Consider the following 25,754-nt stretch of genomic DNA (forward strand, 5'->3'; position numbering starts at 1 on the left):
CACCCCCCAGGTCATGCCTTCGACAGGGGGGAACAGTCATGCCGGGCCCGGAGGCCAGCGGCCCTCTTGCAGGACCGCGGAAAACATAACGGGGGGGGCGCCGGTTGCGGGCGTGGCGCCGAGGGGGGCGAGTGCCGGGTGGGCCCGGGTGCGCGGGTCGCGGGGATTCGGTGGAGATTACGGCACCGAAACTTACTCGTCCGTCAGGTTTCTGCCCGACCCTTCCCCATGTGAGCCCAATGTCCCCCCTGACCAGCGCGGATCACCGCGCCCGCGCATCTCCGCACCCCTCCCCTCCCGCTCCGCCGTGAGGTAGCTTTCACGGCGCCGTCCGGCCGGAAATCGCCGCCGGACGACGGTGACCGTAAGGCCGTGGGGCCGTGAGGCGGACCGGGAGGAGTGGTGGGGAGCGTGCGCGAGTTCACCGGCCCGCCGTCCGCGTCGCTGGAGCCGCCGACGGGCGGCCTGGCGGACGTCGTCTTCCGGTACGCCGAGGAGGACCCCTCGTACGTCGCCCTGGGCCGCAAGGACGCGCGCGGCGCCTGGCGGGACGTGACCGCCGGGGAGTTCCGCGACGAGGTCCTCGCCCTGGCCAAGGGGCTGCTGGCGAGCGGCGTCCGGTTCGGGGACCGCGTGGCGATCATGTCCCGGACCCGCTACGAGTGGACGCTGTTCGACTTCGCCCTGTGGACGATCGGCGCGGAGGTCGTGCCCGTCTATCCGACGTCCTCGGCGGAGCAGTGCTTCTGGATGCTGCACGACGCCGAGGTGACGACGGCGGTGGTGGAGCACGAGGACCACGCGATGACGATCGCCACGGTCGTCGACCGGCTCCCCCGGCTGGAGCGGCTGTGGCAGCTCGACGCGGGCTGTGTGCAAGAGCTGTACGACGCGGGCGCCGCCGTCGAGGACGAGGTGGTGCACCGGCACCGCGAGGCCGTCACGCCCGACTCGGTCGCCACCGTCATCTACACCTCCGGGACGACCGGCCGGCCCAAGGGCTGTGTGCTGTCGCACGGCAACTTCATGCACGAGGCGGACACCGTGATCGAGCGGTGGGAGCCGGTGTTCCACTCCCGCAGGGGGGACGAGGCGGCGACCCTGCTGTTCCTGCCGCTCGCGCACGTGTTCGGCCGGATGGTGCAGATCGCGGCGGTCCGCGGCCGGGTCCGCTTCGGCCACCAGCCCGAGCTGAACGCGGCGGCCCTCCTGCCCGACCTGGCCGCCTTCCGGCCGACGTTCTTCCTCGGCGTGCCGTACATCTTCGAGAAGGTGTTCCACAGCGCCCGCCGCAAGGCGGAGCGCGAGGGCAGGTCCGGGGCCTTCGAGACGGCGGTCGAGGTGGCCGTGGAGTACGCGGAGGCGGTCGAGGCTAAGGCGTGGGGCACCGGCCCCGGCCCGTCCGCGACGCTGCGCGTGCGCCACCAGCTCTTCGACCGGCTCGTCTACGGGAAGCTGCGCGCCGCGCTCGGCGGCCGCGTCCGGCACGCCATGTCCGGCGGCTCCGCGATGGACCGCAGGCTCGGCCTGTTCTTCGCGGGCGCGGGCGTCCGCGTCTACGAGGGCTACGGCCTCACCGAGTCGACGGCCGCCGCGACCGCCAACCCGCCCGAGCGGACCCGGTACGGCACCGTCGGCCAGGCCGTCCCGGGCACCACCGTGCACATCGCCGACGACGGGGAGATCTGGCTGCGCGGCGACAACGTCTTCCAGGGCTACCTCAACAACCCCAAGGCCACCGACGAGGCGCTGCGGGACGGCTGGCTCGCCACCGGTGACCTGGGCTCCCTCGACGAGGACGGCTATCTGACCCTCACGGGCCGCAAGAAGGAGATCCTCGTCACTTCCGGCGGGAAGAGCGTTTCACCGGCGCCGCTGGAGGAACGCGTACGGGACCATCCCCTGATCAACCAGTGCGTCGTGGTCGGCAACGACCGGCCGTTCGTCGCCGCGCTGGTCACCCTCGATCCGGAAGCGGTCGCCCACTGGTTGCAGATGCGCGGGAAACCGCCGCTGGCCCCGGCCGAGCTGGTGAGCGACCCGGACCTGGAGACGGAGGTGCGCCGTGCCGTGGTGGCGGCCAACACCCTCGTCTCGCTGGCCGAGTCGATCCGCACCTTCCGCATCCTGGCGCAGCCGTTCACCGAGGAGCACGGACTGCTGACCCCGTCCCTGAAACTGAAGCGCCGGGCGATCGAGCACACCTACGCCGACGAGGTCGAGGCGCTGTACGGGTCGTGAACGCGGGTCCCCCGGGGCACACCCGCACGCCCGGTCAGGAATGCCGACCGCCCCGTGATCGTTGAGGATGGACGTACCCCTGACGGACAACCGAAGGATCAAGAGCCAGTGAGCAGCAAGGTCCCCCCGATCATCCTGAACAACGGCGTCGAGATGCCCCAGCTGGGCTTCGGCGTGTGGCAGGTGCCGGACGACGAGGCGCAGCGCGCGGTCGCCACCGCCCTGGACTCCGGGTACCGCAGCATCGACACGGCGGCGATCTACGGCAACGAGGAAGGCACCGGCCGGGCGATCGCGGCCTCCGGCGTCCCCCGCGAGGAGCTGTTCGTCACCACCAAGCTCTGGAACGGCGACCACGGCTACGACACGACGCTCCGCGCGTTCGACACCTCGCTGGAGAAGCTGGGCCTCGACTACGTCGACCTGTACCTGATCCACTGGCCGCTCCCGGCCCGCGGCAAGTACGTCGACACCTACAAGGCGTTCGAGAAGCTCCTCGCGGACGGCCGGGTGAAGGCCATCGGCACCTCCAACTTCCTGCCGGAGCACCTGGAGCGGCTGATCGGCGAGACCTCGGTGATCCCCGCGGTCAACCAGATCGAGCTGCACCCGCACCTCCAGCAGCACGCGGCGCGGGAGTTCCACGCGGAGCAGGGCATCGCCACCGAGGCCTGGTCCCCGCTCGGCTCGGGCAAGGGCCTGCTGGACGTCCCGGCCCTCGTCGCCATCGCGCAGAAGCACGACCGCACCCCGGCCCAGGCGGTGCTGCGCTGGCACCTCCAGCTCGGCAACGTGGTCATCCCGAAGTCCGTGACGCCGTCGCGGATCAAGGAGAACATCGAGGTGTTCGACTTCAGCCTCGACACCGAGGACCTGGCCGCGATCAGCGCGCTGAACGAGGACCGGCGCACGGGTCCCGACCCGGCGACGTTCGACGTCGGCTGAACCGACCGCCGTACCGCGTGACCTGGGGCGCCCCTGCCGAGGGGGCGCCCCTTCGCGTGTCCGGCGCGGGCCGTCAGACCGGCCGGACGGCGGTGTGGACGGTGTGCGCGGCGAGGACGAACAGGTCCGGCCTGCGGTGCACGCCCGCCGGGTCGTCCGGGTCGAGCAGCCGGTCGAGGGTGGCGCGGTCGCCGTCGTCGAGGGCGTCGGCGAAGCCGTCGCGGAGCCGGGCGAGGGTCGCGGCGGCGTAGGCGCGGGCCCGGTCGGAGGCGGGGGCGGGCAGGTCGAGGAGGAAACCGCGGCTGCGGGGGTGCCGCAGGCCCGCGGCGCGCAGCAGGGCCGCCCAGTCCTCGGTCTCCGCGACGGAGCCGGGCAGCTCGGCCCGCATCCGGGCGAACCACTCCGCGTCCAGCACGTCGAGCCGCGCGTCGAGGCCGGGCCTGCCGAAGCCGAGGTGGCGCGGCAGGAACCGTGCCGGGAGTCCGCCCTCCATGACGGCCAACGTGCCGCCGGGGGCGAGCCGTTCGGCGAAGGCGGCGAGGGCGGCCCGCTGGTCGCCCAGATGGTGCACACTGCGCCCGGCCCACAGCAGGTCGGCCGGGTAGTCCAACTCGTTCACCACGTCCGGAAGTTCACCGCACAGGGTGCCGAACCGGTCACCGTGCCCCAGCCGTTCGGCACGCTCCCGTGCCCGCTCCAGCAGCGGCGGGGAGCTGTCGACGGCCACGATCCGGGCCCCCGGGAACACCTCGGCGAACAGGCAGGACACCACCCCGGGCCCGCTCCCGAGGTCGACGATCAGCCCCGGCTCGGTCACCTCCCGCCCCAGCCAGGACAACACCCGCTCGTAGAGAGGCGCGAACAGCTCGGCGTGCGCCTCCAGCCGGGGGGCCATCTCGACCCAGTCGATGTCGGTACCGGGGCCTGGGCCGGGGCCGTGATGGTGGGCGGGGCCCTGTTGCTCGTGCTGTTCCCGCTGCTCGTGCGCCATGCCGGTCAGCCTCTCGTCCGAGCGGCGGCCGACGCGTCCCGACGCACCGGTCGGCCGCGGATCTGCCCGGCGGGGCACGGCACGGAGAGGCCGAGTCAGGGGGACCCCGCCGGGGCGGGCCGCGTGGCCACGGCCCGCCCCGGCGGGAAACGCCGCTGTCAGCTCAGCGGCGGGTAGGCGTTCTGCATCAGCTGCTGGAACTGGGCGGAGAACCAGTGCCCGGAGACCGGTGCCCCGGCCAGCGCCCCGGTGAGGTGGTTGCCGTTGGACGCGTTGCCCGTGTAGGTCGGGTCGCACATCCGGTCGAAGCCCTTGCCCTCGTCGTTCGGGACGGCGGTGCTGGACCCGTCGGACTCGCCCGGCGGCTTCATCCAGACGTAGGCGTCGATCCCGGGCGCCGGAGCGGCCTGCGGGCGTTCACCGAGTCCCGCACCGGACTGGTTGCACCAGTTGCCGATGTGGATACGGCGGTCGTAGCGGCCGCCGTCCACGTACGTGTCGACGCTGGTGGTGGCGCCGGGTCCGGTGGGCCGGGCGGTGCCGCCCCAGCCGTTGCGGGAGGTGTCGATCAGCATGCCGATGCCGGAGCTGAAGCCGACCGAGACCAACTGGGTGCGCAGGCCCTGGGCGAAGGACAGTTCGTCGACGTAGCGGTTCCACTCGACCCACTTCGCCTCGCGGACGGACTTGCCGGCCACGGTGTCGTTGACAGTGAAGTTGTTCTCCTTGAGGGCGCTGTAGTTGGCGGTGTTGGTGATGAAGCCGTGGACGTCCGCTACGGTGGCGCCCTCGGAGGTCGCCGCCTCCTTCATCACGGTCGCGCTGCCGGTCAGGTTCTCGTCCCAGCCGATCCAGCCGTGGTGCGCGGCGTCGATGTAGTTGTAGACGTTGGGCACGTCACCCAGCTTGTTGAGGGCGTAGCCGATGCCCTTCTGGTAGTTGCCGTTGGCCTTCATCACGTCGCACTGCGGGGTGGCGGTGGGTTTGCCGCTCGTGTTGGTGACGAGGTTGGGCAGCGAGTCGACCTCGATGGTGGTGACGATCCGCAGCCCCGCGTACTTGCTCTCCCCGGCGATCGCGGCGATCGGGTCGATGTACTGCGCCTTGTACTTCGGCAGCTCCGTCGGGCCGAGTTCGCCGTTGGAGGCGAGGGCGGCGCAGTCCCGGCCGGGCAGGTTGTAGATGACGAGCTGGACGACGAGTTCGCCGGAGCCCTTCTGGCGCAGCGCCTCGTCGAGGTGGGCGCGCAGGCCCATGCCGCCGTTGACGCCGTTGATGGCGGCGATCCGGTCGAGCCAGACGCCGGTGGGCTGGTTCGCCACGCGGCTGCCGCCCGGTTCGGCGGCGGCCTTCGCCGACCACTCGGGGTTCACGTACACCTTGGCGCCCGCGTACGGGTTGTCGACGCGGGTGGAGGGGGTGCCGGGGTCGGTCGGTCCCGGATCGGTCGGTCCGGGGTCGGTCGGCCCCGGGTCGGTGGGGCCGCCGCCGTCGACGGTGCACGGGACGCCGTCGAGGGTGAACGCGGCCGGCACGGCGTTGGTGCCGCTGTACGACCCCTGGAAGCCGAAGCGGACCGAACCCCCGGTCGGCAGCGTGCCGTTGTAGCTCTCGTTGGCCGCGGTGACGTCGGCCCCGGCCTGGGTGATCTTCGCGTTCCAGCCGTTGGTGACCCGCTGGTTGCCCGCGTAGGTCCATTTCACCGACCAACTCGACTTGGCGGCGCTGTTGTTGGTGACGGTGACGTCGGTGGTGAAGCCGCTGCCCCAGTCGTTCTGGACGGCGTAGGCGACGGTACAGGGGGCGGCGGCGAGGGCGGTGCCGTCGGGCACGGCGGCGAGCGCCGTCCCGGAGGCTCCGGCGATCAGCGCCAGCGAGGCGAGCATCGCTGTTCTGCTACGGCTCATGGGTGCGGGGTTCCTTCGTGTCAGCGGGGTGCGTGGGGAGCGCCGTGCCGCACGGGACGGCGTCCGCGGCGCGTGACCCGTACGGGACGGGCACGGCGGACGGACGGCGTCCTGGGCAGACCTACGGAGCGGGGCGGGGCCGCGCGGGGCGACGCCAGGACGTCACGGTTCGGCGGGCGGCTCGCGGCGGGTGGGGGCCACGGCGGAGGAACGGGGGATGTCGCATGGGCGACTCCTCGCAGCTCGGGCGCGTCACGGTGGACGTGCCGACTGATGGAATCGCTCCCACTGGTGGCGACGAAGCTAGCGCCGGGCAACGGCGAAGAACAGAGGCGGAGTTGACTTTCCCTCAGAATCCCGACGCGAGCAGGCCCGACCGCTCGGAGACCTAGAGGCTTTGGGGAGGGCGCACGTCTTGACCGGCCCCCGCGCCGGTCCACACTATGGGAGCGCTCCCACTGGTACCGGAGCCTCCCACCCCCACCCGTTGCTCCTCCCGTTCCCCCACCCCCCAGCTTCCGTGGCCGGGCACGCCCCGCACCGCCCCGCACCGCACCCCCGGTCACTGAGTCGTACGCGGAGCCATTCGACAACGCCCCCGCTGGGGCTCCGCGTGCCGCGCCGGGCGGCCCCCACCCCTCAAGAGGGGGGCCGCCCGGTGGCCCGTCGGGCGACGACCGGTCAGGTCTTCCGGAACGCCCGGAGCGTGAACCAGGGTTCCGGACGCGGCCGGTCCTGGTCGGGCAGGGCCGCCAGGCGGGCGGCGTAGCGGTCCGCGATGGGTTCGCCCGGCGGGAGGGTGCCGAACCAGCCGCGCCGCAGGTCGGCGACGGTACGGAGGGGGCTGCGCCCCTGCCCCCGGCCGGGGAACCGGCCGTCCCCGGCGGGCACCAGACCACCGGCGGCGGCGTGCCTCCCGACCAGCGCCGCCGCGTCCCGCGCGGACTGCGGCGGGCGGGTGGCGAGGACGGCGTCGATGTCGCTGCCGACGTTGTGCGACGCGGCCTTGTCGACCGTCGTGACGTAGACCCCGCCGGGCCGCAGCACGCGCGCGCACTCGGCGACGATCGCCGCCGCGTCCGCGTCCGTAGCGGCGAGGTGCAGCAGCCACACGCTGGTGACGGCGTCGAACTCGCCGTCGCGGAAGGGGAGTCGGCGGCTGTCGGCGCGAATCACGGCGCCCGGCAGGCGGACGGCGGCCCGGCGGATCATCGCGGACGTCAGGTCGACGCCGGTGACCCGCAGCCCGTCGCGGGCGGCGAGTCTGCGGGTGACGATGCCCGTGCCGCAGCCGACGTCGAGCAGGGTCCGCGCCCCGTCCGGCACGAGGCCGAGGACGGCCTCGGCGGCGGCGGCCGCGCGGGGCTCGCCGCCGCGTGCGGCGTCGTAGCGTTCCGCTTCGGTCTCGTAGTCGAGCACACGCCCCCCGTCCGGTCCGTCGGTGCGCGCCGGGGGCCGGGCCGGGGTCCGCCACCCGGCAGCCCGCCCGGCTCGGGGCCAGGGGCGGTGCGGGGATCTCGGGCGCCGTGGGCTCCGTGCGCGTCGGGTGTCCGTCCCGCGTGCCACCGGGGCACCCAGGGCGGTCCTGGTGGGAAGGGTGCCCGGCATTCCTCGGACGAATCCGGGGCCGTCCGGCGACGGTCGGAATCCGGCCCCGGCGCGGCGCGCCCGCGTCGACTACGGTCGTCCGTATGACCACTGTCGCCGGAGACGGCTCCGGAGCCGGGCCAGCCTCGCCAGCTGCGTCGGCCTCGCCGCCCGCGTCCCGTCCCGGAAACGGGCCGGTGTCCGCTCCCGGGTCCGGTCCCGTGTCCGGTGCCGAGGGGCGGGGGGTCGGGCCGCTGCTGCGGGCGTGGCGGGAGCGGCGCCGGGTCAGCCAGCTGGAACTGGCGCTGCGCGCCGACTCCTCGGCGCGGCACATCAGTTTCGTCGAGACGGGCCGCTCCCGACCCAGCGAGGCGATGGTGCTGCGGCTCGCCGAGCACCTGGACGTGCCGGTGCGGGAGCGCAACGCCCTGCTGGTGGCGGCCGGTTACGCCCCGCGTTACCGCGAGACCCCGCTCGACGACCCGGCGCTGGCCTCGGTGCGGGCCGGGATGGAGCGGCTGATCCGGGGCTACGAACCGTATCCGGCACTGGTGGTGGACGGGCTGTACAACGTGCTGGCCGCCAACCGGGGGATCACTCTGCTGCTGGAGGACGTCCCCGAGTCGCTGCTCGCGCCGCCGTTGAACGCGATGCGGCTGACCCTGCACCCGCGGGGTCTCGCGCCGCGCATCCGCAATCTGCCGCAGTGGCGGGGCCATCTGCTGGAGCAGTTGGAGCGGCAGATCGCGCTGTACCCGTCGGGACCGCTGCGCGTGCTGTACGACGAGGTCGCCGCGTATCCGGCACCGGAGCGCGGCGCGTCGTCCGCGACGGAGTGCGTCGCCGACGACGCGGCGGACGGTCGGCCCGGTGGACAAGGAGGCGAACCGGCGGACGCCGTACCGTACTTCGCGCTGCCGCTGCGGATCGAGCGCCGGGGCCGGACGCTGTCGTTCGTCTCGTCGATCTCGACCTTCAACACCCCGCTGGACGTGACGGTCGCCGAGCTGGCCATCGAGACGCTGCTCCCGGCCGACCAAGAGACGGTCACCTACCTGCACACCCTGATGAGTTGAGGGCGGATTACCTCAACCCGACCTCTCGTGGGCTCAGTTGTTCCGAGCCCGCAGGGCGAGGTGCTGGAGGAGGGCGAACCCGGCCACCGTGCCCGCCTGGAGGACGGTCCACACGGCGCCCGCCGCGGTGGGCGACAGCCACAGAAGCAGAGCGACCAGACTGAGCGCGGTCCAGGCGGAGTTGGCCTCGACGACCGCCCGGACCGGCAGCGCGGCCGGGCGGGGACGCGCCGCGAGCAGGGCCACCGCCGCCGCGTACACGGTGAGGAAGGCGCCGAGACCGAGCAGCAGACCGGAGCCGACTCCGAGGAGACGGCCGAGCGGTCCGGACGCGGCGAGGTAGGCGAGCCCGTTGGCGCCCGTCACCAGGGCGTCCAGGGCGAGGAAGCGCCGCAGGGCGCGCCCCGGTTCGGCGGTGCGGGCGAGCACGGTGAGCAGGGCGGGTGCGGCGGACTGGGCTGCGGACATGGCGGATCACCCTCCGTCGAGGCGGGAACGGGACGTCGGAACGTCGGGACGGGCGGCTCCCGGGCCGGAGTGCGCCGGCCCGGAACCCGTGCCCCCACCCTCCCGTCCGCGCCACCGCGGGTCGATTACCCGCGGGGTCATGCGCGGCCCCGCACCCCGCCGGTCCACGGTTCCCCCGCAGGTCGGAGGGGTGCCGTGGACCCGTCTCCGGCATCCCTGTCGTCCCCGCGCCGGAACGTGACACACTGACCGGCGTGCTTCGACACGTAGGGGAGACGTGGCGTGAGTGAGCGGCGGCCCGCACCCACCGTGGGTCAGGTGGTACTCGGCAGACGGTTGCAGGAACTGCGGGAGGCGGCCGGTTTCGGCCGGGAGGAGGCGGCGCGCGCGCTGCGCGTGGCCCCGGCGACCGTACGCAGGATGGAGACCGCCGAGGTCTCGTTGAAGATCCCGTACGTCCAGGTGCTGTTGGAGACGTACGGCGTCCCGGAGGACGAGACCGCCGCGTTCGTCGCGCTCGCCGAGGAGGCCAACCGGCCCGGCTGGTGGCAGCGGTTCCACGACGTGCTGCCCGACTGGTTCAGCCTGTACGTGAGCCTGGAGGGCGCCGCCCGCCTGATCCGCTCGTACGAACCGCACTTCGTGCCAGGCCTGTTGCAGACGGAGCGGTACGCGCGCGCCGTGCTGGAGGCCGGGACGGTCGGCCGCAGCAGCCCGGAGGCGATCGAACGGCACGTGTCCCTGCGCATGACCCGGCAGCAGTTGCTGGAGGGCACCGACCCGCCGCACCTGTGGGCGGTGCTGGACGAGACGGTGCTGCGCCGTCCGGTGAGCGCGGAGCCCGCCGTGATGCGCGAGCAGATCGACAAGCTGCTGGAGTACGCCGAACGCGACCGGATCACGCTTCAGGTCGCCGAGTTCGCCAGCGGCCCGCACCCGGGGACGACCGCGCCGTTCTCCCTGTTCCGGTTCGCGGAACCGGAGTTGCCCGACATGGTCGTCACCGAGTACCTGTCGGGGGCGCTCTACCTGGACTCCCGGCACGAGGTCGCGGCGCATCTGGAGGTGCTCGACCACCTGACCACGCACGCCGCGCCCGCGCCGCGCACCGACAAGCTGCTGCGCGACATCCGCAGCACGTACTGACCCCCTGGGACGCGCCCGCCCGACCGGGCGGATCACCCACCCGCCCACCGACCCACCGACCGGCCGCCACCCCCCTGCTCCACCCCAACCCCCCGCACCTGTCGAGGAGAAGCCGCAGCATGACCGGATCCGAGTCCGAGGCCCCCGTCCGCATCGACACCAGCAAGCCGCATCCGGCCCGCGTGTACGACTGGTGGCTGGGCGGCAAGGACAACTACCCCGTGGACGAGGAACTGGCCCGGCGCATCCTCGCCGTGGACGGCACGGCGGTGCGCGGGGCGCGCGCCAACCGGCGGTTCATGCAGCGGGCGGTGCGCGCGGTCGCCGAGACGGGCGTGCGGCAGTTCCTGGACATCGGCACCGGCATCCCCACCGAACCCAACCTGCACCAGGTGGCGCAGTCCGTGGCCGCCGAGGCGCGGGTGGTGTACGCGGACAACGACCCGATCGTGCTCCGGCACGCCCAGGCCCTGCTGCACGGTTCGCCGCAGGGGTCGACGGAGTACGCGCACGCCGACGTCCGGGACGTCGACGGCGTGCTGGCGCGGGCCGCCGAGTCCCTGGACTTCGCCCGGCCCGTCGCGCTGTCGCTGGTGGCGCTCACCCACTACCTCGACGACGATCCGGCCGGGGACGACGTGTACGGGCTGCTGCGCCGCTACGTCGACGCGCTCGCCCCGGGCAGCCACCTGATCCTGTCGCAGGTCACCCCGGACCTGAACCCGGAGGCGATCGCGCGGGCGACGGAGCAGTTCCGCCGCAGCGGCACCCCGTTCCACCCGCGTCCGCTGGCGGCGTTCACGCGCTTCTTCGACGGTCTGGAGATCCTGGGGCCGGGCGTCATCCCGGTGTCGGGCTGGCGGCCGGAGCCGGAGGACGTCGCCCTCCAGGCGGAGGGCATCGTCCCGGTGTACGCGGGCGTCGCGCGCAAGCCCTGAAACGTCCGCGGCACCTCGGGGGTGACCCGTACGGGTGCCGTGGACGGGTGCGCTCCGACCCCCGCCCCTACGTTCGAGGCGGGGGTCGGCAAGGGAGCGCACGTGAGCGACACGCGGACACCGTACGGCGGGCCGGGCACGGCACGGCCGAGGGAGGCCTGATGCCCTCCGACACCGTCCTCTACCAGGCGGCCGCGCTCTGCCTGGCCCACCCGGACGAGGCGCTGCTCGCACGGCTGCCGCTCGTCCGCGAAGCGGCCCCGCAGCTACGGGAGTTCACCGACCTCGCGGCCGTCGCCCCGATGCCCGAGCTGGCCGCGCACTACGCGCGGCTGTTCCCGCCGGACGGGTCGGGCGGCGTGCCGTACAGCAATCTGTATCTGAGCCGGTGGCCCGGCGACGGGGCAACCGGGCCGTTCGCGGACCGGGCGCCGGACGGCACCGGGTCGCTGCTCCCCTACGCGGCGCTCTACCGGCGCCACGGCCTGGAGCTGGCCGGGGTCGAGCCGCCGGACTTCCTGCCCGCCGTGCTGGAGTGCGCCGCCCGCACCGGCGACACGGGCCCCCTCACCGGCCACCGCGTCGGCCTGGAACGGCTGCGCGTCCGCCTGACGGCGCTGGGCACCCCGTACGCGTGTGTCGTCGCCGCCGTGTGCGCGGCGCTGCCGGTCGGCGCAGGGCAGCCTTAGCGGCGGGTGGGACGCGGTATGGGGTGGGCGCGAGGAGAGCGGCGGGCGCGGGGCGGGTGGGGACGCGGGGCGGGTGGGTGGCGTGGGGCCGGCCGGTCGCCGTGGTGGGTGACCGGCCGGACGGTGCCGCGGGTGCTCAGGCGAGCTTGGCGGTCAGGGTGATCGTGGTGCCGGTGAGGGCCTGGCTGACCGGGCAGTTCTTCTTGGCGTCCTCGGCGGCGGCGACGAATCCGGCCTCGTCCAGGCCGGGCACGGTGCCCTCGACGGTGAGGTGGATGCCCGTGATGCCCGTGCCCGGCTGGAAGGTGACGTCGGCCGAGGTGACGAGCTTGGTGGGAGGGGTGCCGGCGCCGGTCAGGCCGTGCGACAGCGCCATGGAGAAGCAGCTGGAGTGGGCGGCGGCGATCAGCTCCTCGGGGCTGGTCCTGCCGTTCGCCTGCTCGGCGCGCGACGGCCACGACACCGGCTGCTCGCCGATGCCGGAGGAGTCGAAGGTGACGACTCCGGTGCCCTCGGTCAGGCTGCCTTCCCAGACGGTGTGTGCGGAGCGCGTGGTGGCCACGGTGGTTCCTTTCGCAAGGGGCGTCCCGGTGAACGCGTTTCGTGCCCCCATCCGATCACATCCGCCGCCGTGCCACCGCCACGACCGGCCCACGCGCCCGTCGCCCGGCGGGAGTCGGACCGGAGGGCGGACGCGGGGCGGGGCGGTCAGGCCGCGCGTTCCTCCTGCGGGGTGTCCAGCGGCACCTGGGGCCCGTCGGACTCGCGCAGCCAGCGGCGCAGTACGGCGTGGACCTGCTCGGCGCCGACGAGTTCGGGCCCGTCGGACCCGCCCTCGGACACGGGGCCGGGCGCGGAGTCTGGCGCGGGGCCGTCGTGGGCGGCGTCGGCGGCGGCGTCGGCGGGTCCGTCGTCGGTGCCGGTCGCGAGCGGCGGGGAGAGGTCGAGCGGGGAGAGCAGGAAGGGGCGTCCCTGGTCGCCGCCGAGGCCGCCGTGGGAGCCGATCTGCTCCTCGAAGGCGAGGACCTCGCCGTCGGCCGGGTCGTGGAAGGAGTTGACCATGATGTCGGCGGTGTGCGGGAACGTGTGGGTGCGCCGTACGGCGTCGGCGGCGCCCGGCCCGAACACGGCCAGCGGTCCGGGCTCCAGGTCGAGGCGGTCGAGCGGGATCTCGGTGCCGTAGGGGCCGAGCACGACCCCGCCGTGCTTGGCGCTGCGCACCAGGAGGAAGCCGACACCCGGGTGGTTGGCGAGGGTGGTGAGCAGGGCGGGGTGCCGGGCGTCGATCTCCTCCTTGCTCATGCGGTGCGGCACGTCCGGGAAGGAGATCAGGCCGAGGTTGCCGGAGGCGAGCACGATCGGTTCGGCGCCGGGCGCGGGCCGGTGCCGCGAGCCGCCCTCCTCGACGGGCCTGCGCAGCGCGGCGCGGACGGCGGCGCGGGCCTCGGCGCCGCTGCGGGTGCGGCGGGCCCGGCGCGGCACGGGCAGCCCGCAGCCCGCCCGGACCAGGTCGGCGAGGGTGAGCCCGTAGCGGGAGCGGAAGGTCTCGCCGGGGCTCTGCCCGTGGTCGGACAGGACGACGATCCGGTAGGGGCGCGGGGCGTGCTCGGCGACCTTCTCGATCAGGGCGAGGGAGCGGTCGAGGCGGGCGAGGACCTTGTCGGCGTCACGGCTGCGCGGCCCGGAGTGGTGGGCGACCTCGTCGTAGGCGACGAGGTCGGCGTAGACGGAGGTGCGGCCCGCGAGGAGGTCGCCCATCACCGCGGCGACGACGACATCCCGTTCGACGACGGTGGCGAAGGCCCGGACCAGCGGGTAGAGGCCGCCGCGGCCGACGCGCGGGCGCTGCTTGCGGGCGCGGGCCCGGCTGGACTCGCCGATCTCGCGGCCGACCTCGGCGACGAAGGAGAGCGCGGTGCGGACGGCGTTGGCGGGATCGGAGAAGTAGGCGAAGTACCCGGCGCGGGAGCGGGTGGCGCGGGAGCGGCGGCGGGTCGCGATGGACAGCACGAGGGCCTGCTCGTCGGCGCCGCCGCCGAACAGGTTGCCGCGGCTCGCGCCGTCGGCGGAGAGCAGCCCGCCGTCACCGGTACGGCGGACGGCACGGTGCTGGAGCTCGGCGGCGCTGGTCGGCCGGTTGCAGACCATCACCTCGCGGGTGTCCTTCTCGTACCAGCGGAAGGCGGGCACATCGTGGTTGCTGCCGTGCAGGATCCCGAGCTGGCTGGCCCCCGTCTGACTGGACCAGTCGGTACGCCAGGGGGTGAGACGGTGGGTGGGGCCGGGGGCGCTCTCGGGGGGCGCGGCCCGTCGGGAGCCGCGCTCCGGGGGCGCCTCCGCGGGCACGTTCGCCGACGGCTCCGCCGCGGGCTGCTCGTCGGGGGCGGCCGAGTCGGCGGGAGTGGCCGGGACGTCCGGCGGGGCCGGGACGTCCGGCGGGGCCGGGGGGTTCGGGGCGGGCGGTACGGCGAGCCAGCGGGCGACGGTCGGCATGAGGCCCTTGCGGACGGCGTCGGTGAGGACGTCGTGGCCCACGCCGTCGAGCTGGAGCATGACCGTCCCGTGGCTGGCCGGACCCGGCGGGGCGGATCTGCGGCGGCGGTCCGCGAGACGGTACAGGCGGCGCCGGTAGGCGTCGTCGTCGCGGACCGCGAGGGCACCGCCGGTCGCGGAGGCGACGGCGGACATCACGGCCGCGACGATGACGGCGGTCTCGGGGGCCACCTCGCTCTGGCCGGACGGGTTCAGGCGCAGGGCCAGCAGCAGGAGCGAGCCGTTGAGGAAGAACACCAGCAGGCCGAGGACGAGCGCGGGGACCAGCAGCAGGAGGCGGACCAGCACCGGCCAGACCAGAGCCGACAGCAGACCGAAGGCTCCCGCCCCGATCGCGGCCGTCATGGCGATGGTGGTGGAGCTGTCGCCGTCGGGCGACTGGAGCCGGAAGTCCGGCAGGATTCCCGCGAGCACCAGCATCGTGACGGTGGAGACACCCCACACCGCGACGCTCCGCCCGGCCGTGCTGACGGCCCGCCGCCAACGTCTTCCGCCCACCACGCCCCGTACACCTCACGTTCCGGCCCCTCGTCGACGCGGGCCTCCGGTGCCCCCAGCCTGTCACACCGGACGGAGAGGGCTCGGGGGACGGAGTGGGAGGTGACTGAGGGAGGCGCGGGACGGTGAGCGGTTGCGGCTGTGGTGACGGTGAGCGGTTGCGGTAGCGGGGAGCCAGAGGTCGGCGGACCAGTCGGGAAAAAGTCCGCGCCGACGTGAACCGATCGAGGGGGCTCGTCCGATGAAGGGGAGACAGGCAAGCACGGCGACGCGAGCGAAGGGGAGAGGCCATGACGGGGGCGAGGGCAAGAACGGTCCACGGAGACCGGTGGCAGGCGCCGACGGCGTCAGGGGTACGTCGGCCAGGATCGGCGTCAGCGTCCGTCGTAGCCCGCGGTCGGCATCGAGAGGCGACGGTGCACGTGGGCCTTCATCTGGGCGTCGTAGGCAGGTTCGGCGACACCGACCGTCTCGACCCGCACCCCGCGCCGGGCGCACTCCTCGGTGAACGCATCGGCCGACGACAAGGCGCTCTCAAGGACCCGCCGGGTCGGGGCGACGAACAGATCGACGCCGGGACGGACCCCGTCCCAGAGCACGCAGTGGTCGGGCCGCAGCCCGCGGACGAGGAGTTCACGGCTGACGACGTAGCCCCGCTCCGCGGCCCAGCGCGCGCACATGGCGTGCTGGCTGCGGGAGTCCACCAGGAAGGGGTCGGCGTCCAGCTCCTCCAGGGGCGTCAGGCTCGCGATGGCCGTGACCCGCACCGGTTTCATGGAGCCCCCCTCACCTCCGGCCACCTCTGGTCACCTCCGGGTTTCGCCGCCGACCCTACCCCTGCCCGTAGGCTTCGGGGGAGTCGCGCGAAGGAGGCAAAGAGGTGCCGGTGGAGATCACCTGGTGGGGTCACGCCACCTGCACGGTCGAGGACGCGAACACCCGTGTCCTGACAGACCCCCTGTTCGTACGGCGGCTGGCGCATCTGCGGCGGCGCCGGGGCGAGGTGCCCCCGGCGGAGGCGTGGCGGGCGGACGTGGCACTGGTCTCGCATCTGCACGCCGACCACCTGCACGTCCCGTCACTGGCCCGCCTCGCGCCCGGCACACGGCTGCTGGTCCCCCGGGGCGCGCCACGGGCCGTGCCGGGCCTGCGGCGGCTGGCGCACCTGGAGATGAGCGAGGTGGCGCCGGGCGACGAGGTCGCGGTCGGGGGCGTACGCGTCCGGGTCGTGCCCGCGCGGCACGACGGGCGTCGGCTGCCGCTCGGCCCGCATCACTCCCCCGCCCTCGGGTATGTCGTGGAGGGCGAGGCGCGCACCTACTTCGCCGGGGACACCGGCCTGTTCGCGTCGATGGCGGAGGAGGTCGGGGACGTGGACGTGGCGCTGCTGCCGGTCGGCGGCTGGGGTCCCTACCTCGGCGAGGGACACCTGGACGCGGGGCGGGCGGCGGAGGCACTGGCCCAGCTGGGGCCGCGCAGCGCGGTGCCGGTGCACTACGGCACGTTCTGGCCGATCGGGATGGACGCCGTCCGCCCGCACGAGTTCCACGCCCCGGGCGAGGAGTTCGTACGCCTCGCGGCGGAGCGCGCGCCGTCGGTGGCGGTGCACCGGCTCGGACACGGGGAGAGCGTGCGCCCCGAGGTCGCCCGGTGACAGCGCTGTCCGCGTCGGCCCTGTCCGGCCTGGGCGCCCTGTCCGGCCAGTCCGGCCTCACCGACCTGGCGAGCCTGTCAGGGGTGCCGGGGCTGCCGAACTTGTTCATGGCGGTCACGACCACCACGACCACCGTCATCCCGACGGAGTCGACCCAGCAGGCGATCGGCTACCCGTCCCTCTTCCTGCTGGTGCTGATCGGGGCGCTGGTGCCGGTGGTGCCGACGGGGGCGCTGGTGAGTTCGGCGGCGGTGGTCGCCTTCCACCAGACGGCGCCGTTCTCGATGGCGATGGTGTTCGTGACGGCGTCCCTGGCCGCGTTCTGCGGAGACGCGGCGCTGTACTGGCTCGGACGGCGCGGCCTGAACTCGAAGAACGGCTCGCGCTGGCTGGAGGCGATCCGTTCCCGCGCCCCGGAGGAACGGCTCGCGCAGGCGCAGGCCAAACTCGCCGACCACGGCAGGACGGTCCTGGTGCTGTCCCGGCTCGTCCCGGCGGGCCGCATCCCGATCATGCTGGCCTGCCTCCTCGCCGAATGGCCGCTGCGCCGCTTCGTCCGCGGCAACCTCCCGGCCTGCCTGGCCTGGGCCGCCACCTACCAGCTGATCGGCATCCTCGGCGGCTCCCTGTTCCCCGAACCCTGGGAGGGCGTCGTCGCCGCCATCGTCCTCACGGTGGTGGTGAGCCTGGCCCCCGCCCTGTGGCGCCGCCTACGGCGAACGGGTACGGGGCGAGGCACCGGAGCGGGGACGGAAAAGGCGTAGGGGTGGCCGCGCGGGGTCTCAGGCAGGCCCCGGCTCCCCCGGCTCCCACTCCAGCACCCGGGAACCCCCCACCGGGAGGTCCCACAGGTCGGCCCGGTCGCGGCCCGCAGCCGTCCAGGCGGCGCGGACGCGGGTGAGGGGTTCGAGGACGGGTTCGGCGGACAGGACGAACGTGCCCCAGTGCATGGGGGCCATGCGGCGGGCGCCGAGGTCGAGGGCAGCGCGGACCGCTTCCTCCGGGTCGCAGTGGACGTCCCGGAGCCACCAGCGGGGGTCGTAGGCGCCGATGGGAAGGAGGGCGAGGTCGATGCCGGGGTGGCGGCGGCCGATGTGGGAGAACCAGTGGCCGTAGCCGGTGTCCCCGGCGAAGTAGACGCGCTGTCCGGTGGGCGCGGTGAGCACCCAGCCGCCCCACAGCGAGCGGCACGTGTCGACGAGGCTGCGCTTGGACCAGTGGTGGGCCGGGACGAAGTCGAAGCGGACGCCGGACAGTTCGGCGGCCTCCCACCAGTCCAGCTCGGTCACGCGGGTGAACCGGCGGCGCCGGAACCAGCGGCCGAGACCGGCCGGCACGAACACCGCGGTGTCGCGCGGGAGTCGGCGCAGGGTCGGGGCGTCCAGGTGGTCGTAGTGGTTGTGGCTGATGACGACCGCGTCGACCGTCGGCAGATCCGCCCACGGCACACCGACCGGTGTGACACGGGCCGGGGTGCCGAGGATACGGCGGGACCAGACCGGGTCGGTCAGGACGGTCAGACCGCCGACGCGCACCACCCAACTCGCGTGCCCCACCCAGGTGACGGCGACGGTGTCCACGTCCACCCGGGGCAACGGGGCAGGCGCGAACGGCAACCGCGGGACGTCCGCGAGGCCCTCCCGACCGGGGCGCACGGCACCCTCGCGGGCGAAGCGGGCCAGCGCCTTCAAGCCGGGCAGCGGGGCGGTCAACCGGTCGTGGAAAGCTCGCGGCCAGACCCGCGTCTCCCCCGGTGGGCGGGGATCGGACAGCGGGGGGACGGGGAGGGAGGGGGCGGAGGGGGTGGGGGGAGAGGGGGCGGGGGGAGCCCCCGGAGCGGGGTCGGCGGAGGCGGGGCGCGTCTCGGCCGCAGGGGCCGTGGGACCCGTGGCACTCACCGTGACCGTGGCGGAGGCCGCCCCGGCCGCCCTGGCCGGTGCCGTCGCCCCGGCCACCCCGGACGATGAGGTCGCCCCGGCCGGTGCGGTCGCCGGTCCGGTGGTCGTGTCCGCCCAACGGGTCGGAGCCGCCTGGCCCGTGGCGGTCGCCTGGCCCGTGGCGGTCGCCTGGCCCGTGGCGGTCGCCGGGCCTGTGGTGGTGGCTCTGTAGGTGACGGTCGCCGGGCTCAAGGTGTTCGGCTGGTCGTTGGTGGTGGTCGGCTCGGACTGTTGCGTCATCGAGGAGACTCCCATCGCTGAGCTTCGTCGCGGAGGTCGTCGAAGACCGACCTGAGGTGGGTCAACGCACGGTGCAGATGCGGCAGTTCCAACGGTGTGCGGGAGGTGAGGCATTCCGCGCGTTCCGTGTCGGTGGCGCCCAGGAGGGGGCCGGTGGACAGCCGTACGCGCAGCGCGCCGAGGTCGTCGCCGAAGCGGTGGCCGCCGGGGGCGGGCATGCCGAGGCGGGCGGTCAGCAGGTCTTCCAGGTCCTGTGCGTCGCCGACGCCGCGCGCGGCCAGCGGCTCCCGCAGGGGGCCGAGGTCGGCGTACAGGTGGCGGCCGGCCTGGGGCGGGAGGGCGAGGGCGCCCGCGGCGACGACGGTGGTGTGCACGGCGGCGGCGACGGACGCGTGGAGGCGTACGACGGCGGCGACGCGCGCGGTGACGGGGTCCGGCTCGGTGAGGGCGTGGGCGGCGACCGCGGCGACGGGGTCGGCGACCCGCGCGTCGAGCGCGGTGAGGACGTCGAGGACGCGGGCCCGCAGGTCGTCCCCGGCGGCCGAGTCGGGCAGCCGGGCCACGGCGGCGGGCCAGCCCGGGGGCAGCAGCGCCCCGGCGAGGTCGGTGACGACGGTGACCCGGTCGGGCAGCATCTCGGCGGGGCTGAGCAGCACCGTGTCCCGCGGGGCGTGCAGGGTGTCACGCCAGGTCTCGTCGCTGACCAGGTGCAGGCCCTCCCCCGCGGCGGCCTCGACGGCGGCGTGCAGCACCTCGGGCGGGGCGACGGTGGCGGTCGGGTCGTCGGCGACGGAGAGCACCAGCAGGCGCGGGTCGCCGCCCTCGGCGCGGACCCGCCGCACGGTCTCCAGCAGCGCGTACGGGTCGGGGACGCCGCCGCACTCGGCGGGGGTCGGCACGTGGTAGACGGGGCGGCCGAGGAGGCGCGCGTACGGCGCCCACCAGGCGGCGCAGGGCCGGGGGACGAGGACGTCGCCGCCGAGCGCCGCGGTCAGGGCGAGCAGCAGCGCGGGCGCGCCCGGTGCGGCGACGACCCGGTCGGCGGTGGTGGGGGTGCCGCGGCGTTCCCAATAGCCGCGGGCGGCGTCGCGCAGGGCGGGCGGGCCGCCGACCGGGGTGCCGTCGGCGCGGTACGCGGCGGCGGCGAGGACGTCGGCCAGGTCGGGCGGTACGGGCAGGCCGTCGGCGGGCGGCGCGGGGCCGTAGCGGACCGGCCCGTGGTCCTCGGGTTCCGTGCGCCGCATGCGTTCCTCCACGCCGTCCGTGGCTGGTGCGTCGTTCCACCGGTGGCTGTCCGTCGCTGACCGTGCCTGTCCGTGGCTGTCGGGGGTCCGCGGCTCCGGCCGTGCCGCAGGTCCTTGATCTGGATACCCCGGGTGTCCGCTCCTATGGCCCGCGGCCTCGGGAGGGGGGCAGCGGGTCGTCAGGCGCCGTCCGTGCGGTCCCGTCGGCGCAGGCGGTGGACGGCCGCGGCGAGGGCGCCCGCGATCAGCAGTCCGCCGACGGTGAGCGCGGGGACGGAGTCGGTGAAGCTGCCGCCGGTTCCGGCCCGTACGCCCTGGTGGACCGGAGGGACGGGCGGGCAGGAGGCCGGTGTGTGGGCCGTGGTGTCCCGTCCGCCCGCGCAGGTCGGCGTGGGGCGCGGGGTCGGGCAGGCGGCGGAGTGGCCGGGCGGGCAGGGCGGCGGGGTGGGGCAGGCCTGTCCGGGAGCACAGGGCCGCACGGGCGGGCAGGTGGCGCCGGGGGCGGGCACGCAGGTCGGCCCGGTGCCGCCGCCGGAGCGCTTCACGTCGTAGGTGACGGTCCAGGTGGCGCCCTTCCCGCCGGGCGGGGCCGGGCAGGTGCCGTCGACGGTCCAGGCGGCCTCGACCGGTCCGGCGGCGGCAGCGGCGGCCCCGGCCCCGGCCCCGGCCCCGGCGAGGTCGCCGGTCAGGTCCTCGTCGGCGTCCGGCAGTCCGGCAGCTGCGTCGGTGAAGTCGTCCACACCGACATCAGCACCGGCATCCGGATCGGCGTCGGTGTCGGTCTCGTCGGGGGCGAGGCCGGTGTCCGGGAGGTCGAGTTCCTCGTCGGGGGCGATGCGGGCGGTGCCGCGGTAGGCGGGGCCGGTGAGTTCGTCGCCGCCTGGTTCCAGGGCGAGGGCCACGCTGCCGTCCTCGAAGGCCTCCGAGACGGCCTGGATGGTCTGCGGGGCGGGGCCGCCGAGGGGGTCGCAGGTCACGGTGACGGTGACGCTGCCGCCGGGAGTGGCCGAGGCGGGGCTGATCTCGGCGGCCGGGTCCGCGGCGGCGGCCGGAGCGCCGGCCAGTACGGCGCCGGCGAGGGCGGCGACGGACAGGACACGGGCGGTGCGGCGCATGGGACGGCTCCTTCGGCCGGCGACTGCGGGCACGTGACCACATGCCCCACGGCCATGACAGCCCGCCCGGCCGCCGCCCGCCCGTGGCCACGGTCCATTGGCGGGACGCGCAGAGCCGATCGGGTGAGCGGGCCGGGGCGGGCCGTGGCCGTGGGGAGGCGCCCGGTCTCGGCACCCGCGGGCATACGCCCGGTGTCGGGCCGCGTGGGGCGTATGCCTGGTGTCGGCCGCTGTCGCAGGGGTACGCGGGGTGCGGCCCCGGAGTTCCGGCCCGCCGGGACCGTACCCCCACCGCACCGGGCCGGGCGGAGAGGACGGCGACGGTCATGCGTATCGCGTTTCTGACGGCTCCCGAGGGTGTCGAGCAGGTCGAGCTGACGGACCCCTGGAAGGCGGCGCTGGACGCGGGTCACACGCCCGTGCTCGTGTCGACCGAGCGGGGGGAGGTGCAGGGCTTCGACCATCTCGACAAGGCGGACACGTTCCCGGTGGACGAGGTGGTGGGCGAGGCCGCCGCGGACTCCTTCGACGGGCTGGTCCTGCCGGGCGGGGTCGCCAACCCCGACGTGCTGCGCGCCGACGAGAAGGCGGTCGCGTTCGTCCGGGACTTCTTCACGCAGGGGCGGCCGGTGGCGGCGATCTGTCACGCCCCGTGGACGCTCGTGGAGGCGGACGTCGTCCGGGGGCGGGTGCTGACCTCGTGGCCGAGCGTGGCGACGGATCTGCGCAACGCGGGCGCGACCTGGGTGGACGAGCAGGTGAAGGTCTGCGACCACGGCCCGAACAAGCTGGTCACGAGCCGTAAGCCGGACGACCTGAAGGCGTTCTCCGAGACGTTCCTGGACGTCTTCGCCACCGAGGCGGCCACGAGGGCCTGATCAGGCCGTACGGCGGGGCCCCGCGGCGGCGTGGGGCCTCTGCGGCCTCCGCGGCACCGTCAGGACCGGCCCCTCGGACCCGACGCCCCCGAGCCCCACTTGCCGACCGGAGTCGCCGGAGCCGTCGCCCGGTCACCACCGCCCCCGTCACCGCCGCCACCGGGCCGGGTCGGACGGCTGACGTCGGTGCCGACGCCGCGGTCGCGGGCGCCGTCGCGGGTGCGGGCGCGGGCGACGAAGCGGCGCGGGTTGCGGCGCAGGTACTCGCCCTCCAGCTTGGCCATGCGGTCGTTGTGGGCGCGCAGGGCGTCGTCGGAGGCGTACAGCAGGGTGTCGTGGCGGGTGCGGTGGATCGTCTCCAGCTCGCGCATGAGCTGCTGGTCGTCCAAACGGTCCGGGTCGACTCCGGTCATCGTGGTGCCCCGATCGTCGTGTCCGCCCACGGGCTGGACGGGACGGATCTCGCCGTACTGCCTCCACTGTACGAACATTCCCGTCCCGCGAGCACTCCGGCGAGGGCGCTACCGGGCGCGCTCCACGCGGCGCTCGTCCCAGACCGGTTCCGGGGTCTCGCGGACGCGGCCGTCGCTGCCGAAGACGAGGTAGCGGTCGAAGGAGCGGGCGAACCAGCGGTCGTGGGTGACGGCGAGGACGGTGCCGTCGAAGGCCTCCAGCCCTTCCTGGAGGGCTTCGGCGGACTCCAGGTCGAGGTTGTCGGTGGGCTCGTCGAGGAGCAGGGCGGTGACGCCCTCCAGTTCCAGCAGCAGGATCTGGAAGCGGGCCTGCTGGCCGCCGGAGAGCCGTTCGAAGGTCTGTTCGGCCTGCTGGGTCAGTTCGTAGCGGCGCAGCCGGGACGAGGCGGCGCCGCGGTCCTGGGAGTGTTCCTGCCAGAGGATGTCGAGGAGGGTGCGGCCGCGCAGTTCGGGGTGGGCGTGGGTCTGGGCGAAGTGGCCGGGGACGACGCGCGCGCCGAGTTTCCAGGCGCCGGTGTGGGCGACGTCCTCCCCGGCCAGCAGGCGCAGGAAGTGGGACTTGCCGGAGCCGTTGGAGCCGAGGACGGCGACGCGCTCGCCGTAGAACACCTCCAGGTCGAACGGCTTCATGAGGCCGGTGAGTTCGAGGCCTTGGCAGGTGACGGCGCGGACGCCGGTGCGGCCGCCCTTGAGGCGCATGGTGATGTCCTGCTCGCGCGGCGGCTCGGGCGGCGGGCCGGCCTCCTCGAACTTGCGCAGCCGGGTCTGGGCGGCCTGGTAGCGGGAGGCCAGTTCGTGGCTGATGGAGGCGGCCTGGCGGAGGCTGAGGACGAGTTTCTTCAGCTGGGCGTGCTTCTCGTCCCAGCGGCGGCGCAACTCCTCGAAGCGGGCGAAGCGTTCGCGGCGGGCTTCGTGGTAGGTGGTGAAGCCGCTGCCGTGCACCCAGGCGTCGGCGCCGGTGGGCGAGGGTTCGACGGAGACGATCTTCTCGGCGGCGCGGGAGAGGAGTTCGCGGTCGTGGGAGACGAACAGGACGGTCTTGCGGGTCTCCTTGAGGCGTTCCTCCAGCCAGCGTTTGCCGGGTACGTCGAGGTAGTTGTCGGGCTCGTCGAGGAGGAGGACCTCGTCGGTGCCGCGCAGCAGGGCTTCCAGGACGAGGCGTTTCTGTTCGCCGCCGGAGAGAGTGCGGACCTCGCGGAACTGGGCCTTGTCGTAGGGGACGCCGAGGGCGGCGGTGGTGCACATGTCCCACAGCGTCTCGGCCTCGTAGCCGCGGGCCTCGGCCCAGTCGGAGAGGGCCTGCGCGTACTGCATCTGCGCGGCCTCGTCGTCGACGGTCATGATCGCGTGCTCGGCGCGGTCGACGGCGCGCGCCGCGTCCTGGATGCGCGGGCCCGCGACGGAGACGAGGAGGTCGCGGACGGTGCTGTCGTCGCGTACGGAGCCGACGAACTGGCGCATCACGCCGAGGCCGCCGGTGACGGTGACGGTGCCTCCGTGCGGCTTGAGTTCGCCGGAGATCAGCCGCAGGAGGGTGGTCTTGCCCGCGCCGTTGGGGCCGACGAGGGCGACGACGGCGCCTTCGCCGACCCGGAAGGAGACGTCGCCGAGCAGCGCCCTCCCGTCGGGGAGGTAGTACTCGAGGTGCGCGGCTTCCAGATGTCCCATGGGGCGCATTCTGCGGGCCGCGCCCGCGGTGCGGCAAACCGTTATGCGGACGGCCCCGCGCGGGGTTACGTCGTCCCCGTGCCGTGCGGCCGGGGCGGCCGGGGTGGCAGGGGCTCCCCCGCGGGGCCGCCCTCGCCCGCCGGTTCGACGGTGGCGCCCGCCCAGGTCAGGGCGGTGAACCCGGTGTCGGGGGTGCCGTCGAGGGTGACGACGCCGGTGTTGGCGAGGCGGCGGGCGGCGACGTAGGGGACGTCGACGTTGCGGGCGCGGGCGGCGGTCCAGGTGCGGATCGCGGCGCCGTGGCTGACGATCACGGCCGTGCGGGCGCCGCTCGCGGCGGCCTCGGCGACGACGGCGTCGTAGCGGGTGAGGAACTCGGTGCCGTTCTCGCCGCCGGGCATGCGCGGGCCGGTGTCGCCCGCGGCCCAGGCGAGGGCGGTGCGGAGGTAGCGTTCGCCCGCCGGGGAGTCCCCGGGCAGGAGTTCCAGGTCGCCCGCGGCGATCTCCCGGACGCCGTCGCGGACGACGGGCTCCAGGCCGTACGCGGCGGCGAGGGGGGCTGCGGTGAGGTGGGTGCGCAGGAGGGTGGAGACGTAGAGGGCGTCGTCCGGGCCGAGGTGTTCGGCGGCGAGGGCCTCGGGGAGCGCGGCGGCCTGCCGCAGGCCGAGCGCGGTGAGTCCGGGGCCGGGGACGGCGGTGTCGAGCAGGCGGGTGAGGTTGCTGGGGGTCTCCCCGTGGCGGACCAGCAGCAGTCGCATGCGCTCTCACCCTCCGGTCGTGCGGCGCGCCTGCCGCCGGACGGGGCAGGAACGGGCCCGAGCAGGGTACCCGTGGATCATGACTCCCGATGTCGACCTCACCGTCCTGAAGCCGGGCCGCCACGCGCTGCGTGACGGGCTGCTCGCGTTCGACCACCGGCTGTTCGCGTTCGCCGCCGCCCGGAGGTGGCCGGGTGCGGAGCGGGTGCTGCCCCGGCTGAGCCGGTCCGCCAACCACGGGGTGCTGTGGTTCGCGGCGGCGGCCGGGCTGGCGGTGAGCGGGACGCCGCACGGCCGCCGGGCCGCCGCGCGGGGTCTGGCCGCGCTGTCGCTGGCCTCGCTGACGATCAACACGGTCGGCAAGCGGTCGGTGCGCCGGACCCGGCCGGAGCTGGACCCGGTGCCCGCGGTACGGCGGCTGCGGCGCCAGCCCATCACCACGTCCTTCCCGTCGGGGCACGCGGCCTCGGCGGCGGCGTTCGCGGCGGGTGTCGCGCTGGAGTCACCGGCGTGGGGCGCGGTGGTGGCGCCGGTCGCGTTCTCGGTGGCGGCGTCCCGTGTCTACACGGGCGTGCACTTCCCCAGCGACGTCCTGGCGGGCGCGGCGCTCGGCGTGGGCGCGGCACTCGTCGTACGGGCACTGCTGCCGGAACGCGAACGGGACGGGGAGGGGAACAGGAACGCGCCCGTGGACCGGGACACAGAGTGAGTTGACGTGCCGTCAGACCGTATATCGAGACGATGTGTC

Annotated in this window: 22 protein-coding genes and 2 pseudogenes; 11 read left to right on the plus strand and 13 right to left on the minus strand. The window is 74.6% G+C overall.

Features of this window, described 5'->3' with window-relative positions; translation table 11 throughout:
* The first annotated feature begins 411 nt into the window (after positions 1-411).
* Positions 412-2,241 carry an AMP-dependent synthetase/ligase gene (locus ACIQPQ_RS19135; RefSeq protein ID WP_401305265.1) on the plus strand — a complete coding sequence of 610 codons (1,830 nt, stop codon included), beginning with the start codon at positions 412-414 and terminating at the stop codon, positions 2,239-2,241.
* A gap of 108 nt (positions 2,242-2,349) precedes the next feature.
* Positions 2,350-3,186, plus strand: coding sequence for an aldo/keto reductase (locus tag ACIQPQ_RS19140; protein ID WP_401305267.1), 837 nt, complete (start codon positions 2,350-2,352; stop codon positions 3,184-3,186).
* A gap of 73 nt (positions 3,187-3,259) precedes the next feature.
* Here ACIQPQ_RS19140 and ACIQPQ_RS19145 read toward each other — a convergent pair whose 3' ends face one another.
* The 3 genes from ACIQPQ_RS19145 to ACIQPQ_RS19155 all read right to left on the minus strand — a co-directional run bounded on the left by ACIQPQ_RS19145 (position 3,260) and on the right by ACIQPQ_RS19155 (position 7,503).
* Positions 3,260-4,177 carry a class I SAM-dependent methyltransferase gene (locus ACIQPQ_RS19145; RefSeq protein WP_401305269.1) on the minus strand — a complete coding sequence of 306 codons (918 nt, stop codon included), beginning with the start codon at positions 4,175-4,177 and terminating at the stop codon, positions 3,260-3,262.
* A 158-nt stretch (positions 4,178-4,335) separates the two neighbouring features.
* Positions 4,336-6,084, minus strand: a complete 1,749-nt coding sequence (locus ACIQPQ_RS19150) for a glycoside hydrolase family 6 protein (RefSeq protein WP_401305271.1) — start codon at positions 6,082-6,084, stop codon at positions 4,336-4,338.
* Between the two features lie 681 nt (positions 6,085-6,765).
* Positions 6,766-7,503, minus strand: a complete 738-nt coding sequence (locus tag ACIQPQ_RS19155; RefSeq protein WP_401305272.1) for a class I SAM-dependent methyltransferase — start codon at positions 7,501-7,503, stop codon at positions 6,766-6,768.
* Between the two features lie 272 nt (positions 7,504-7,775).
* Between ACIQPQ_RS19155 and ACIQPQ_RS19160 the strand changes: the two genes are divergently transcribed.
* A complete protein-coding gene (locus ACIQPQ_RS19160) occupies positions 7,776-8,747 on the plus strand; it encodes a helix-turn-helix domain-containing protein (RefSeq protein WP_401305274.1) in 972 nt (323 codons plus the stop codon).
* A gap of 33 nt (positions 8,748-8,780) precedes the next feature.
* On the opposite strand, the gene ACIQPQ_RS19165 is transcribed toward ACIQPQ_RS19160, so the two are convergent.
* The gene (locus ACIQPQ_RS19165; protein ID WP_401305275.1) at positions 8,781-9,215 is read right to left on the minus strand and encodes a hypothetical protein; all 435 of its coding nucleotides are present in this window, start codon (positions 9,213-9,215) and stop codon (positions 8,781-8,783) included.
* 282 nt (positions 9,216-9,497) lie between these two features.
* Between ACIQPQ_RS19165 and ACIQPQ_RS19170 the strand changes: the two genes are divergently transcribed.
* The 3 genes from ACIQPQ_RS19170 (at position 9,498) to ACIQPQ_RS19180 (ending at position 11,988) form a co-directional block, all read left to right on the plus strand.
* Positions 9,498-10,361 carry a helix-turn-helix domain-containing protein gene (locus ACIQPQ_RS19170; protein ID WP_383767066.1) on the plus strand — a complete coding sequence of 288 codons (864 nt, stop codon included), beginning with the start codon at positions 9,498-9,500 and terminating at the stop codon, positions 10,359-10,361.
* Positions 10,362-10,480: 119 nt separating this feature from the next.
* Positions 10,481-11,299, plus strand: a complete 819-nt coding sequence (locus tag ACIQPQ_RS19175) for an SAM-dependent methyltransferase (RefSeq protein WP_401305277.1) — start codon at positions 10,481-10,483, stop codon at positions 11,297-11,299.
* Positions 11,300-11,460: 161 nt separating this feature from the next.
* Entirely contained in the window at positions 11,461-11,988 is a 528-nt protein-coding gene (locus ACIQPQ_RS19180) for a nitrate reductase molybdenum cofactor assembly chaperone (RefSeq protein WP_401305279.1), read from the plus strand.
* Positions 11,989-12,124: 136 nt separating this feature from the next.
* Here ACIQPQ_RS19180 and ACIQPQ_RS19185 read toward each other — a convergent pair whose 3' ends face one another.
* The 3 genes from ACIQPQ_RS19185 to ACIQPQ_RS19195 form a co-directional block, all read right to left on the minus strand.
* Positions 12,125-12,550, minus strand: a complete 426-nt coding sequence (locus tag ACIQPQ_RS19185; protein ID WP_383767075.1) for an OsmC family protein — start codon at positions 12,548-12,550, stop codon at positions 12,125-12,127.
* Between the two features lie 146 nt (positions 12,551-12,696).
* Positions 12,697-15,039: a phage holin family protein gene (locus tag ACIQPQ_RS19190; RefSeq protein ID WP_401305281.1), complete on the minus strand. Its 2,343-nt coding sequence runs from the start codon at positions 15,037-15,039 to the stop codon at positions 12,697-12,699.
* A gap of 374 nt (positions 15,040-15,413) precedes the next feature.
* Positions 15,414-15,815, minus strand: a complete 402-nt coding sequence (locus tag ACIQPQ_RS19195) for a hypothetical protein (RefSeq protein WP_401305283.1) — start codon at positions 15,813-15,815, stop codon at positions 15,414-15,416.
* Between the two features lie 104 nt (positions 15,816-15,919).
* Between ACIQPQ_RS19195 and ACIQPQ_RS19200 the strand changes: the two genes are divergently transcribed.
* Positions 15,920-16,693: an MBL fold metallo-hydrolase gene (locus ACIQPQ_RS19200; RefSeq protein WP_401305285.1), complete on the plus strand. Its 774-nt coding sequence runs from the start codon at positions 15,920-15,922 to the stop codon at positions 16,691-16,693.
* A gap of 107 nt (positions 16,694-16,800) precedes the next feature.
* Entirely contained in the window at positions 16,801-17,457 is a 657-nt protein-coding gene (locus tag ACIQPQ_RS19205) for a DedA family protein (protein ID WP_401305882.1), read from the plus strand.
* Between the two features lie 18 nt (positions 17,458-17,475).
* On the opposite strand, the gene ACIQPQ_RS19210 is transcribed toward ACIQPQ_RS19205, so the two are convergent.
* Entirely contained in the window at positions 17,476-18,591 is a 1,116-nt protein-coding gene (locus tag ACIQPQ_RS19210) for an MBL fold metallo-hydrolase (protein WP_401305287.1), read from the minus strand.
* Here ACIQPQ_RS19210 and ACIQPQ_RS19215 point away from each other — a divergent pair.
* The gene (locus ACIQPQ_RS19215) at positions 18,581-18,802 is read left to right on the plus strand and encodes a hypothetical protein (RefSeq protein WP_401305288.1); all 222 of its coding nucleotides are present in this window, start codon (positions 18,581-18,583) and stop codon (positions 18,800-18,802) included. The genes ACIQPQ_RS19210 and ACIQPQ_RS19215 overlap by 11 nt on opposite strands.
* A 64-nt stretch (positions 18,803-18,866) precedes the next feature.
* On the opposite strand, the gene ACIQPQ_RS19220 is transcribed toward ACIQPQ_RS19215, so the two are convergent.
* Both ACIQPQ_RS19220 and ACIQPQ_RS19225 read right to left on the minus strand, forming a co-directional pair.
* Positions 18,867-20,114 carry an aminotransferase class I/II-fold pyridoxal phosphate-dependent enzyme gene (locus ACIQPQ_RS19220; RefSeq protein ID WP_401305290.1) on the minus strand — a complete coding sequence of 416 codons (1,248 nt, stop codon included), beginning with the start codon at positions 20,112-20,114 and terminating at the stop codon, positions 18,867-18,869.
* 179 nt (positions 20,115-20,293) lie between these two features.
* Positions 20,294-21,229, minus strand: coding sequence for a hypothetical protein (locus ACIQPQ_RS19225; RefSeq protein ID WP_401305292.1), 936 nt, complete (start codon positions 21,227-21,229; stop codon positions 20,294-20,296).
* Between the two features lie 326 nt (positions 21,230-21,555).
* On the opposite strand from ACIQPQ_RS19225, the gene ACIQPQ_RS19230 reads away from it, so the two are divergent.
* Positions 21,556-22,107, plus strand: a complete 552-nt coding sequence (locus ACIQPQ_RS19230) for a type 1 glutamine amidotransferase domain-containing protein (protein WP_401305294.1) — start codon at positions 21,556-21,558, stop codon at positions 22,105-22,107.
* A gap of 158 nt (positions 22,108-22,265) precedes the next feature.
* Here ACIQPQ_RS19230 and ACIQPQ_RS19235 read toward each other — a convergent pair.
* From ACIQPQ_RS19235 to ACIQPQ_RS19245, 3 genes and pseudogenes are all read right to left on the minus strand, one after another.
* Positions 22,266-22,550: pseudogene (locus ACIQPQ_RS19235) on the minus strand (DUF6158 family protein); the annotation flags it as partial.
* A 78-nt stretch (positions 22,551-22,628) separates the two neighbouring features.
* On the minus strand, positions 22,629-24,248 hold the full coding sequence (locus ACIQPQ_RS19240) for an ABC-F family ATP-binding cassette domain-containing protein (RefSeq protein ID WP_401305296.1): 1,620 nt from the start codon (positions 24,246-24,248) through the stop codon (positions 22,629-22,631).
* 65 nt (positions 24,249-24,313) lie between these two features.
* Positions 24,314-25,006, minus strand: a complete 693-nt coding sequence (locus ACIQPQ_RS19245; protein ID WP_401305298.1) for a histidine phosphatase family protein — start codon at positions 25,004-25,006, stop codon at positions 24,314-24,316.
* Positions 25,007-25,085: 79 nt separating this feature from the next.
* On the opposite strand from ACIQPQ_RS19245, the pseudogene ACIQPQ_RS19250 reads away from it, so the two are divergent.
* Positions 25,086-25,661, plus strand: a pseudogene (locus ACIQPQ_RS19250) (phosphatase PAP2 family protein); the annotation flags it as partial.
* Between the last annotated feature and the right edge of the window lie 93 nt (positions 25,662-25,754).

The organism is Streptomyces sp. NPDC091281, assembly GCF_044757425.1.
Classification (GTDB): Bacteria; Actinomycetota; Actinomycetes; order Streptomycetales; family Streptomycetaceae; genus Streptomyces.